Here is a 12,157-nt window from a genome sequence, read left to right as displayed (position 1 = left end):
GAAAGCGGTTTTTCCGGGGATTTCGGCTGTCATGACATCGCTCGCCCCAAGTTTCTGCGGCCCCGATTTTTGAGTGAAGTTACCATCGCAGACTGCCGATGGCACGCAAATGAGCATCACGTAAGGGACGGGAACGCGCTGACTTCAGGAGGCGGAGGACGCAGCAGGAGAATCCGGTGGACTTGTGCCGTCAACTTTTTGTCGCCTTCGCAGCCCTGTTGCTCGGCTTCGGGCTGTTGATGGTTCACAGTGCCAGCGTCACGTCGTGGCCGACCGAATACGAGCAAGTCTATCTCTCGCGACATCTGATCTTCCTCACAGTAGGACTTCTGTCAGCGTACTTCGCAGCCACACGGGACCCCGAATTCTGGAAGTCATGCGCACCGTGGCTGTTCGTCGCGACGGTGATTCTATTGATTCTGGTGCTGATCCCTGGAGTGGGCGTCCGCGTGAAAGGGGCTCAGCGGTGGATTCGCGTCCCCGGCATGACCGCTCAACCGTCCGAACTCGCCAAAATTGCCGTCCCGCTGATGATGTGCTGGATCCTCGATCGAAACCGGCACCTGCTGTCCCGATGGGTTCAGGGGACTGTCCCGTTCCTGCTCCCCGTGGTGCTCTCGGTCCCCCTTGTTCTGATTGAGCCCGACCTTGGAACGTCACTCTTCCTGCTCGCCAGTGCAGCTCTGGTGCTGTTCATGGGAGGATGGCCGCTACGCAACTTTCTGCTGGGGCTGGCCGTTGGTATCCCCACGATCCTGACGACACTGGCCATGAAACCTTATCAGCAGCGACGCATCGTGGGTTTCATCGAGTCCTGGACGAACTTCGAGAACTCGCCCTACCAGTTGAAGCAGTCGCTCGTCACGCTCGGTGCAGGGGGGCTGCACGGCGTCGGACTGGGCCGAGGCTGGCAGAAACTGAGCTTTCTTCCCGAAGCGAACACGGACTTCGTCTTCGCGGTGATCGGAGAAGAGCTCGGTCTGATCGGCGGACTGAGTCTCATCGCACTATGGTGCGGACTGTATCTCTCAGGTCTCAGAATGATCAGTCACCTGGACCGCAGTCGCTTCGGTTTTCTGATCGGATTCACACTACTAACGCAGCTCGCCGGTCAGGCAATGCTGAACATTGCCGTCGTTACTGCCATGGTCCCCCCCAAAGGGATCTCGCATCCGCTCATCAGTGCCGGGGGAAGCAACCTGGTTGTCAGTCTGCTCGCGATTGGAATCGTGCTGAGCGTTTCTCGGGACGATCCATTGACGTTAACGACTGACGAGAGTGAGCTGACCGACTGAATGTACCGACGTGGCTGACTGCCTCGGTTCACTGACAGGTGGGGAACGGAACGACTACCACTCCAGAATCCGCCGTGGCTCGACATTGTATTGAGGACTCGTTCTGCCGACCTCATCGGCCCGATCACTGCGCATGCCTCAAACGTTTGAACATCCGGTCGACGCATCAGCCTTGGGCTGAACAAAACAACCCCACCGAATCGCTTCGGCGGGGTTGTTGTCTGCAATTCAGATCAACAGAATCCTAGTACTCGCGGGTGGTTTTGATACCGGGGGCTGGTACAGGGTACTTTCCTTCGGCGTTGGCCAGCAAAGGTGCTGGGCCGTCGAGGGTCAGCTTGTCGACGTTCGGAGCAAACTCGTGGTCCGAGTTCAGGATCTCGTCGAAGGTGATCACGCGGCCTGTATGGCAGGCCATACGTCCCATCGAGGTGACGAGACTGGCTTCGGCGCCCCGCTTGGCTTCGTTGTAGGGCTTGTCTGAACGGATGGCGTTCATCAAGTGATCCCATTCCAACTGGTAGGGGTTTGGTTCGGGTTCTTTGGCACGCCAGACGACTTCGTCTTCGGTCATCTTCTGTGCCTTGAAGATCCGAGCCTTCGAAGGAGCGTGGCCCGATTGGGAAATCACTGCCGAACCCTTGGTCCCGTGACAGTAACTGGCGAACTCATTCGCACAGTTGATCATGCCGCGACCTTCGAGCATCAGCTTCGCACCGTCGGCGAACGTGTACTCTACCGTGTACGAATCGAAGTTCTGATCGACGTACTCACCACGGTAGTGACGCCCACCGTAGCCCTTTGCTTCCACAGGCCAGGCATCCTTCATCCAGCAACATTCGTCGATGTTGTGAATGAGGAAGTCGCTGAAGGCACCACCACTGGCCCAGAGGAAGCCGTGGAAGTTGCGGATCTGGTACATCAATTCACTGATGTCACCCTGGCGCTTACCGACGAAAGCCGAACCGGTCGGACCGGTCACGCGGTAGGCTCGCATCAGGTTGAGCTGACCGAGCTGGCCATCCTGAATCCGCTCGAACAGTTCTCCACGGGCTTCGCAGTGGCGGCACATCAGACCGACACCGACCTTCAGATTCTTCTTCAGGGACTCTTCGTAAAGAGCCAGCATCTTGCGAGTGCTGGGACCGTCGACCGTGGTGGGCTTTTCCATGAACACGTTCAGACCGCGGTCAATCGCGTATTTGAAGTGAACCCAGCGGAAGGCCACAGGCGTCGTGAGAATGACAACGTCACCCTTTTTCAACGAATCCATCGCCTGCTTGTACCCGTCGAAACCGATGAACTTTCGGTCTTCCGGGACATCGACCATCTCGTTGAACTTGGCTTTCAGCGCGTCATAGCTTGATTTCAGTTTCTCGGGAATGACATCCGCGATGGCAGTCAGTTTGACGGGGCCGAGCTTCGTCGACAACGCGTTCTCGGCAGCTCCCGTGCCACGTCCCCCGGCTCCAATCAGAGCAACTTGAATCGTATTCGTTTCGCCAGCATAGACGTGCTTTGGAATCACGATTCCGGCCAGTGCCGATGCGGCGGCGACGGTGCCGGTCGTTTTCAGCAGGTCGCGGCGCGAAACACCGCCGTTTGATTCGATACTATCCACAGTTGAAACTCCTCTTGAAAATGCTTCAGGGGCTCAGCTCAAAGCGAATGAGCCCTCAAATACACACGACAGCGCTACGTAGTATGTGGTCAGATGACATTTCAGTAAGCCGAGCAGACTGTAACAACGATACTCGTTGTACCGACATCGCGTCCGGCACGCGAGTGTTCCGGGGGCGAGAAAACGAATCGTATCGAGAGGGTAAGGTTCCTATTAACAGGTGATATAACACCAACAGTCGAGAATCTCAGAGGACCGACCACTGCACAGGGGTCGTGGCCGGTTTCGGCTTTCTGCCAGATCACCTTGCGACACAGTCATTTCGGATCCATCCATCGCCGATGCCTTCAAAGTGGCCGAACGTCCAGCCGGGTGTTTCACCGAGCACCCGAAATTCTGCTCCATCCCGCAGTGGATGATCAAATGCCGCTTCGTAAGCTTCTCCGGTCCCTTTTCTGGCAATCGTTTCTAGAGTGATGACAGCTCGGTCAGCATCCAGTAATTCGGGATCGGTCAGCCAGGCGTCCAGGCCCATCGCCAGGCTCGCCACGACGAGGCCTGCAATCGGCAAACAAAAACGGGGGCGACGAAACCAGAATGCCACAACCGCTGCAACCGCACTTATCGACATTCCGATCAAAAATGTGAGGCATTTCGACGGAAAAGAAAGCCAGTCCGTCCAGAAGAAAACGTGTGTCCACCACGGCTGCGGAACTTCGGTCAGTCGTCCTGGAGCCATCGCCAGTGCCTGTTCCAGGTTGGCTTTGAGATAAGGATCGGTGGGAAGGTAGGACCTGGCCTTGCGGTAATTCAAAATCGCCCGACCGAATTGCCCAGCCCGGAAGTAGGCATTCCCCAGGTTGTAATAGACGGCACCGTTGCGGTAGCCGTCCGCGACGATCGACTCCAGTTCGCTGGCGGATTTGAGGTAGTCTTTGGTCGATTTTGCTGAATCGAAAAGTTCCAGAGCCCGCACGAACGAACGCTCTGCTGCCCCGGAATCCGCAGCAGAAACTTGCTGTCCCGTCATCAGGAGAAATACGCAGAGTAGTCGAGAAACAGTCGCAATCAATTTCATCTTAACCCGCAATTCACAACGCCTGTGATGTCCCCGGACGCGAGCTTCAGGCTCGTTCCAGACCGCTTGTCAACCTGCCGATCAGACGAGACGTCTCGCCCATCGCCTCTTCAATTTGAACCGATTGAGCCCCCCCGTACTCTGCCGACTCGATCGACTCCAGCAGTCGAATCACCGCCGCTCGGTCTTCTTCCGTCACGGACGAACCGGCAAGAATTTCACGAACGTCCGCCGACGTCAGACCGTCCGCCACCCGGTTTTTCAGGTCGGCAATCAGTCCTATTAACGCAGCACGCAGCGTACGAAGAGCCACTTTCGCGTCACCTTTGCCGGTGAGTGACCGGGCTTCACTTAATCTTCGCTGTGCGTTGCTGCGGGCCTGCTGGCGTCGCACGAATCGCTCGTCTGAATTTCGACGCCGGAGCAGTGCAGTCAGTCCGATTGCAACCCCCGCACCACCCCAGACCGCGCCAGACGCGACCACGTACGAGAGCAGGCTGACTCGCTGATTTCGAACGGCCGAAAGGTTCGTAATGTTCTGAAAGATCCCCTCCGCACGCGATTTGATCGCTGCGGGCGAGGACGTCGTGAGGCTCCCTTTGATATCTCCCACGCTCAATCGATCCGCCTCCGTGATTTCCAGCGGGATTGGTTGAGTCGCAATCGTCTCGAACTGCTCGCTTTGAGGATTAAAGGTGGAAATCGAAAGGGGCGGGACACCCGACGAGAGGCGTTTTGGACGCAGTGCGTAGGTAAACAGCTTCGAAGTCCCTTCAACTCGCCCGGTCGGACTTTTGTCGATCAAATCAAAATTTTCGGCGAGCTCGGGAATCTCGGCCAGACCCGGAGCGGAAATGAGATCGAGCGACCCTGCCTGGTTCCCTCGATCGAACTTGAGCGTCAAAGTCAGGGGATCCCCGACTCGAAGTTTCATCGGGCTGGCAGACGCCGTGACACGATACTCACCAATGCCTCCACAGTATGTCGGGGGGCGGGGCGAGGGAACCTCACGCACCTCAAGCTTGATTGCTGGAGAACTGGCGACCAGCCGTCGCCCGCGATACTCCCGCCGCTCGACCCCGGCGACGAACGTCCCTTTCACGAATGCGGGTCCAAGTGCGTATTCCCCCGTCTTCTCGGCAGTCAGGGTCCTGGAAAGTTCATACACAAAGTAGTCGACGTCCTTCCCCTCAAAATTTTTGCGGCTTTCACGTCCTTTCACCAGGTTGAAAACGGCGGCGCGGGAACCGCCAAAAAACGAGTCTGTCCGTGTACTGAGATCATTCAACGTAAAGCCAACTCCGTCATCCGAGAGCATTGGCTGCAACCACATCTGCTTGTCGGAGGCTGTCAGCCCTGAAGGAGGATCGACCCAGTTAACCTGCAAATGCGGTGGTCGTTGTGTGAGCGGTGTCAGGGGATCCAATTTCGGGTTATTCGGAACAGGCTGCACCAGAACCCGCAGCGTCACCGTGAATGGCTGGGTCGGGTAGACTTGCGAGGGATTCACCTTCATTTCCATCAGGACAAGATCCTGCTCCTCAGCCGCAATCACCTTGAGCGGCACTTCCTCGCTCGAATAGGTCTTCCCCTCAATGCTGACCTTGGCAGGGGGAATCGTCAGTTCCCCTGCGATGCGAGGTGTAAGACGGTAGAGAAAGACATGGCTCAGAATGTTCTGCTGAGACACTTTCCCGTTGATGATCGTGATGGACGACTGATTTCGGGAAGAATCTCCCTTGGCAGCGACGTCAAACAGCTCTTCGAAACCTGACAAATCGGGGCGAGGTGGACTTTCTACATTTTGAACTTCCACCTGATAGTCGATGCTGTCGCCGACGTAAATTTCCTCGGCACTGGTCACAACGCGAACCTCAGGCGCAGCGGCAATCAGTTCGGCAGTTCCGATCAGGCAGACCAGCAACCAGATCCCTGCTGAAAAGAAATACCGTCGATTCCGAAAATCAAATTGTACGCGCGATGACATTACCAATCCTTGTCGACTGGGACGCGACCGAGAAATTGTCCCTTCAGTTTACGATCTCGATCTCGCTTTTCCTGCTGCCGTTCACGCACCTTTCGGAGTGCATCCTCAAGACGATCATTGGACGCCTGAACGGGGTCCGGCCGACGCTCCTTCGATTCGTCTTGGCCCTTGTTCTGACTCTCATCTTTCTTGTTCTGTTCTTCTTCGGGCGATTCCTTCTGATTGTTGTCCTGCTGCTGATCCTGTTTCTCGTCGTTCTGCTGGTCCTGCTGATCCTGATCCTTCTGGTCCTGCTCCTGCTGCTGGTCATCCTTGGGTTGTTCCCGCTCGATTTCCTCCAGAATCCGCAGTGCTTCCTCTGCCTGTCGCGCGGCGGCCCGCCTGTCGTTCTGCCTGAGGGATTGGATGGCTTCTTCCATCTGCTTCACGGCATCCGGAGTACGAGCGATGGCGACTCGAAGTCCTTTCTTCGCGTCTTCCGGATCCACTTTTTGCATCGCGGTCGCCGCTTTATCGTCCTGCTGAGAATCATCCCTAGGGGCCTCGAGCTCGTCGAGTTCTGCTTCTGCCTTGGGAACAAGAAGTTGAGTCCGCTTGAGCGTTTTCAACTGCCTGGCGACAACTCTTGCGAGTTCCTCTGCTGACATCTCAGTCCCGGCGAGCATCTGCGGCAGCCGATTCGATGGATTCGGGTTTTGATCCTGCGATTCTCCAGCAGGTGCCGTGTCATTGACGAGAGGCAGCGAGTCCGATTCCGCTGAAGCAGGGGGTTCTTCCGAGTCAGTCTCTTCCGGCAAATCTGCCGCGAGGGCGGCTGTGATTTGTTTCTGCTGAACAATGTCTTCAGCGAGCAGGGGCTTGAAGGGGATGACTCCTTCCCAGATACGATCAAGCTCATCCAGTGCCGCCTGCTGATCGATGACCGCCTTTTCCCGATCTTTTCCAGACAGCCGCCGCGCTGCGGACCCCATCTTTTCCGCTGCGGTGTCGGCCCAGCTCTGTAGCAGCTTGATTCCGTCCTCCAACTCCTTCGATGGAGCCGATGCGTTGCCAGACTGCGGATCATGCGGCGAGCGGAGCTCGGAATCGATCTTTTCCCGCAGCGTCGGGATCTCTTCTTTGAGCAGTTCCTGGGCCCGCTTCAATTCGGCAAAGGTATTTGAACGGACAGGTTCCTGCAGTCCCTCAACAGAATTTTTCAGGGTCGTCTGATCTTCGACGATGTAATTCAGAAATGTCAGCAGGTTTGATTCGTCCCGCCGCTTCTGTCGATCAATTTCGTTCCACCGGTCTGAGTAGTACTTGATCCATCGTCGAACCAGTTCCAGATTACGTCGTGCAGAAGGATGATCTGACTGAAGTTCCAGACAATGCCGGTAAGCGGCAACCGCATGCGACAACTGATCCAGGATTTCCTGACGGTCCTTTGGTGCCACCAGTTCGGGCTTCTCACCCGCCAGAGTCCGCGCCTTTTCGGCGGACAGATTTCCCAGGTTGTAGTGTGCCGATGTCGCGATTCGTCGGTCCAGACTGAGACCCGCGCGGAGGTAGGCTTTCCTGGCCACTTCGAAATCACCTTTTCGATGAGCCGCACAGGCTTCGTCGAACGCGGCAACGGCGGCATCCGCTGACTTGCGCTGATCCAGTTCTTCTTTCGCTTCTGTGAATCGCGTCAGGGCCTCGTCATATTTCTCCGACGAGTAGAGCTGTAAACCTTCTTTCAAACTGGCAGCCGGTTCGATGGCATGGACGACGTTACGCGGACCAGGGGCCCACGGAAGGACCGCCAGAAGGGCGATCAGACTGGATACGGTGGCCCCTCGACGACGTTCCCTGGACGGATTTCCGGGCAGCGAAAGCGCATTCTGTGGCAAGCCAGCCGGCTTGCGATAAACGCTGATCCCCAAGTCCACGAGGAGCAGCAGCAGGCTCATCGCCAGAAACGTCTGGAACTTCTCGGAATAGCGGATTTTCTTCTGACTGGCCTCTTCCGCTCCCCGTCGTCCCCGCAGGTGGGCTTCGTACAGTTCACCGAGGTCATACGAACGCGTTCCGGCAGGAACGTAGATGCCGGCCGTTTTCAGCGCAATCTGTTCCAGCAGATCGCCATCCAGTTTGCTCCAGACCTGTTGCCCCTGGTACTCGAGATAACCCTGTACATCTCCCTTCAGCGGGACCCGTGCCCCCCGTTCTGCGTCTCCGAGACCGATGGTGAAGATGGATACGCGTCTCTCGTTGGCCGCCGCGGCCGCTTCCAGTGGATAGGACTTCTGATCGTCGCCATCGGTGATCAGAATCATCGTCTGATCACGTTCGGCGTTTGCGCTGAACACCTCCAGTCCCTTCCGAATCGCGTCACCAATTGCCGTTCCTCCGCGCGGTGCACTGTCGGGATCCAATTCATCCAACGATCGACGAAACGAATCGTAGTCAACCGTCAGTGGGCACTTCACCACCGCCTGCCCCGCGAATGCGATCAGTCCCACCCGCTCGCCCTCAAGACGATTGAGCAGCGATGCAACGTCCGCTTTTGCGCGGCCGAGTCGCGAGGGGACGACGTCATCAGCCAGCATCGACCGGGAGATATCGATCAGAACATAGATGTCAGAACCGCGCGGCACGACTTGTTCGACTTCTGTCCCGAATCGTGGTCCGGCCAGCGCCACCAGACCGGCGATCATCGCACCTTCGCGAAGAAGCAGTTTGGTGAAGAACCGGAGACGCGATTCCTCGGGAAGGATCCGCTCCCACATCGCCTGAGCTGCAAATGCTTCTCGCGCACGTCTGCGGCGCCGCTGAGACTCCAGTGCAAGCACGAGCCATCCGACGCACAGCGGCAAGATCAAATACAAAGCTTCAGGATGCTGCCAGTTCATCTTTCGTACCGACAAGAAAGAGGGATTCGCACGTTCATCTTTTCAATACGGATTCATCACGCGGCTTGAGAGACCGACCGGCGATTTCCCTGTGCGATTGTGACCATGTGATTCCCATTTTGTGTGAAGTTTGCCTGCGGTCTCCCGCCGCTTGCGGACGGTTGTCGACTGTAACGTCGTCTACGGGAGCGAGCGAAAACGGGTTTCGCTCAGTATCCCGATTCCCAGGACGATGGCGAGGCCAGGTCCTGCAAACCAGCGGAACAGCTCTGTGTACTCCGAGTACTTCGTTTCCTGGAATTGTGATTTTTCAAGTCGGTCAATATGTGAATACACCTTGGTCAGGCCTGACGCATCAGACGCATGGAAATATTCCCCGTTGGCGGTCGTCGCCATCTCGCGCAGCAGTTCTTCGTCGATGCGAAACTGGGCGGGAACCAGCACTCGCTTACCAAACTCATCTTCTTGAGGAAGCGGAACAACTCCATTCCGTCCAATACCAACCGTGTAAACTTTCACTCCCGATTCTTTGGCAATCTCTGCAGCCTCTCGCGGATCTACGACACCGGCGTTGTTATCGCCGTCGGTCAGCAGGATCACGACTTTGCTTTTCGCATTGACGTTCCGCAACCGGTCGACACCCAGTGCCAATCCATCCCCGATCGCCGTCGCGAGGTCTTCTTTCAGAATATCCGCTTTGATCAACCGTCCCCGTCGATCGCGTATCGGTTTCGGAACCTCAAGGCTGTGCACGATGTCCACCAGAGCACCGTGATCCAGTGTGAGCGGACATTTGCTGTCGGCAAATCCGCCGAAGGCCACCACGCCCACCAGATCATCCTTTCGGCCGCTGAGACCGCTTGCTCGAGAACCGAGGATGAATTCCGAGATCACGTGCTTCACCGCTTCGAGCCGACTTACATCTTTATCACCAAGCTGAAAATCGATCGCCTCCATTGAGCCCGAGATATCCAGTACCAGTTCGATCGCAATCCCTTCGCCCGTGAGTCTCGACTCGGACTTACCCGATTGAGGGCGAGCCAACCCCATGATGATCAGCACCAGCGCCAGTCCGTAGAGCAGCGGCAACGTTCGGCGGACCCTCTGCGCGAAGGTGACCGGCAATCCCTTCAGTCCCTCAATACTTGAGAAAATCGCAGCCGGTCGCGATCGCAGCCTCAAGCGAAACCAACCCATCAGCAGAACGAGGACGATGGCGAGAAACCATCCCCAGGAGTGAAAGCGAAACGCGTCCATTGTTCAGTTTCCCTCCGTGGAAATCGGCATCGATTCCTGTCGTCGGTTGAGGTCGACAAATTCGTGAGCACGGCTGATCGACAACTCGATCTGGTCAGCAGAGGGTTGCTGGCCAGCATACTTCACCATGTCTGCCACCTCGAGAAAGTCCTTCAGACGGACAGCGCGTTCGGCAGAGAAGATGTCCCTCGTCCGCATCGTCCGAAGAAATTCTTCGGTTGTCAGTTCGGGCGCTCGGACTCCTGTCGTCCCTTCGATAAACCGGCGGACGATCCCCGTCAGACGAAGATAGAATTCCTTTATGAGTCCCTGTTCCGGCAGCTTTTCTGAGAGCAGCCGTTTCAGTTCGGCGTGAGCAATCTCCTCTGGTGACGGCGGTGGCGAAACTGCGATTCGCTTTCGTTTTCGAAGGTATCGCCACCATACGACTGCCCCTGCTGCAATTGCCGCCAGACTCAGCATCCACCATTTCGGAAGTGGCGAAGAATCGAGCGCACGAGGGGGCAGCATCGGATCCAGGTCAGACAAGCTGGGAATCTGATCAGCCAGTTCGGAGGTGACCTCGACCTCAAGAGGTTCCGACTCGATCAAGGCGAGCTGGTCCCGGATCTCGGACGTTGGTCGCCGATCAACAAATTCCAGAGCGAGTGAGCGAATCAGATGACGACCGGTCTGCGTCGGTTCCAGTTCATACAGGAACCGGCGACTGTCGAGTCCCTTATCCTGAAGCGAACTTCGTGGTGGTTTGGTTTCCGAGTAGTCTCGGACCAGGAAATCGCCGACCCCTTCACCAAAATCGGGTGAACGGACTTCGACTCCTTCCGGGAAGATCACAGTGGCTTCCATCTGCAACAGGTCGGAAAGCCGGGGTTCTGGCGGGCTGACTCGTACGACAAGTTTGACGGGACCTTTCTCTGTGACCCGTTCAAGGAAATCCCCCTTCTCGGCAACAGCACCGCCACGGTCCGGCTGAGAAGTCCCGCACGCACTGCAAAATAGGAGCAGCAACGGCACGGCCAGCAACCGTCGCCCCAAAACGAATACTCGCAGCGATTCCCTATTTCCTGGCGGGCGTAACGCAAACCGTCGACGCGTCAGGCCCCAATTCGACACGCATGGCGCCCGTTTCATCGTTGTCGCTCCCGACTACGAAAGAACTTTTGCAGACTGAGCGCATAGGGCTGGTCTGTCTGGATCGCAAGCCGGTCCACATTGGCTCGACGAAGCCAGCCCGTCAGCGTCGCTTCTCGCTCCGCTGCCACTTTGGCGAACAGGGCACGAACGCGGGGATGCCGGGTGTCGAGTTCCAGAATTTCATCAGTTTCTGCATCCCGCAGAGTCAAAAAGCCGACATCGGGAATTTCGGACTCGCGCGGATCCGTTAACGTCACGGCGACGCAGTCATGCCGGCGGTTGGCGATGGCCAGTGCGTGAGAACAATCATCCCCCAGAAAATCACTCATCAGAAAGACCACACATTTCCGCCGCTGAACACGTCCCAGATACTCCAGCGCCTTCGTCACGTCAGTGCGGGCTTTGACCGGTTCACACGCCAGAAGTTCGCGAATCAACCGCAGGACATTGGCTCGACCTTTCCGTGGTGGGATGTACTTGATCACATCATCTGCAAAGAACAGGACACCCACTTTGTCGTTGTTCTTTAGCGCAGTGAACATCAACACGGCGGCAACTTCTATGGCGGTCTCCATCTTACTTCGCTGCTGCGAACCAAACGCCCCGGACGCAGAGACGTCGATCAGCAACAGAACCGTCAGTTCCCGCTCTTCGCAGAATGTCTTCACGAACGGCGATCCTGCCCTGGCGGTGACGTTCCAGTCGATAGATCGAATCTCGTCGCCCGGGACATACTCCCGCACGGCATTAAATTCCATCCCGCGTCCCTGAAACGCACTCAGGTACTCACCCGCCAGCAAATCATTCACCTGGCGTTTGGCAACGATTTGCAGTCGACGAACGTCTTTAAGGATGTCTTCCAGATTTCGAACGGCCATCAATCTTCCTGCCGAATATCAACGATGACTG

8 protein-coding genes are annotated in these 12,157 nt (G+C 56.8%); 1 reads left to right on the top strand and 7 read right to left on the bottom strand.

Features of this window, described 5'->3' with window-relative positions; all coding sequences use genetic code 11:
- Nucleotides 1–176 precede the first annotated feature (176 nt).
- A complete protein-coding gene (locus ACGY09_RS24500; protein WP_397569816.1) occupies nt 177–1,295 on the top strand; it encodes an FtsW/RodA/SpoVE family cell cycle protein in 1,119 nt (372 codons plus the stop codon).
- A 244-nt stretch (nt 1,296–1,539) separates the two neighbouring features.
- Here the strand turns inward: ACGY09_RS24500 and ACGY09_RS24495 are convergent, their stop codons facing one another.
- From ACGY09_RS24495 to ACGY09_RS24465, 7 genes are all read right to left on the bottom strand, one after another.
- Entirely contained in the window at nt 1,540–2,916 is a 1,377-nt protein-coding gene (locus ACGY09_RS24495; protein ID WP_397569815.1) for a Gfo/Idh/MocA family oxidoreductase, read from the bottom strand.
- A 301-nt stretch (nt 2,917–3,217) separates the two neighbouring features.
- Complete coding sequence (locus ACGY09_RS24490) at nt 3,218–3,994, bottom strand: tetratricopeptide repeat protein (protein ID WP_397569814.1); 777 nt, start codon at nt 3,992–3,994, stop codon at nt 3,218–3,220.
- Between the two features lie 46 nt (nt 3,995–4,040).
- Complete coding sequence (locus tag ACGY09_RS24485) at nt 4,041–5,981, bottom strand: BatD family protein (RefSeq protein ID WP_397569813.1); 1,941 nt, start codon at nt 5,979–5,981, stop codon at nt 4,041–4,043.
- The gene (locus ACGY09_RS24480) at nt 5,981–8,857 is read right to left on the bottom strand and encodes a VWA domain-containing protein (protein WP_397569812.1); all 2,877 of its coding nucleotides are present in this window, start codon (nt 8,855–8,857) and stop codon (nt 5,981–5,983) included. The genes ACGY09_RS24485 and ACGY09_RS24480 overlap by 1 nt, the downstream gene beginning before the upstream one ends.
- A gap of 180 nt (nt 8,858–9,037) precedes the next feature.
- Nucleotides 9,038–10,114 carry a VWA domain-containing protein gene (locus tag ACGY09_RS24475; protein WP_397569811.1) on the bottom strand — a complete coding sequence of 359 codons (1,077 nt, stop codon included), beginning with the start codon at nt 10,112–10,114 and terminating at the stop codon, nt 9,038–9,040.
- Between the two features lie 3 nt (nt 10,115–10,117).
- Complete coding sequence (locus ACGY09_RS24470) at nt 10,118–11,128, bottom strand: hypothetical protein (RefSeq protein WP_397569810.1); 1,011 nt, start codon at nt 11,126–11,128, stop codon at nt 10,118–10,120.
- 113 nt (nt 11,129–11,241) lie between these two features.
- Nucleotides 11,242–12,126 (bottom strand): DUF58 domain-containing protein, encoded by an 885-nt coding sequence (locus ACGY09_RS24465; protein ID WP_397569809.1) that lies wholly within the window; start codon nt 12,124–12,126, stop codon nt 11,242–11,244.
- Nucleotides 12,127–12,157 lie beyond the last annotated feature (31 nt).

Source organism: Schlesneria sphaerica, assembly GCF_044336245.1.
GTDB classification, from domain to species: domain Bacteria; phylum Planctomycetota; class Planctomycetia; order Planctomycetales; family Planctomycetaceae; genus Schlesneria; species Schlesneria sphaerica.
Note: the sequence above shows the minus strand (reverse complement) of the source record. Positions and strands in the feature narration are given on the sequence as shown.

What these genes read in the sequence shown, in the direction of transcription:
- ACGY09_RS24480 (WP_397569812.1), bottom strand. Translation starts at nt 8,857, where the DNA reads ATGAACTGGCAGCATCCTGAAGCTTTGTATTTGATCTTGCCGCTGTGC.
- ACGY09_RS24475 (WP_397569811.1), bottom strand. Translation starts at nt 10,114, where the DNA reads ATGGACGCGTTTCGCTTTCACTCCTGGGGATGGTTTCTCGCCATCGTC.
- ACGY09_RS24465 (WP_397569809.1), bottom strand. Translation starts at nt 12,126, where the DNA reads ATGGCCGTTCGAAATCTGGAAGACATCCTTAAAGACGTTCGTCGACTG.
- ACGY09_RS24490 (WP_397569814.1), bottom strand. Translation starts at nt 3,994, where the DNA reads ATGAAATTGATTGCGACTGTTTCTCGACTACTCTGCGTATTTCTCCTG.
- ACGY09_RS24485 (WP_397569813.1), bottom strand. Translation starts at nt 5,981, where the DNA reads ATGTCATCGCGCGTACAATTTGATTTTCGGAATCGACGGTATTTCTTT.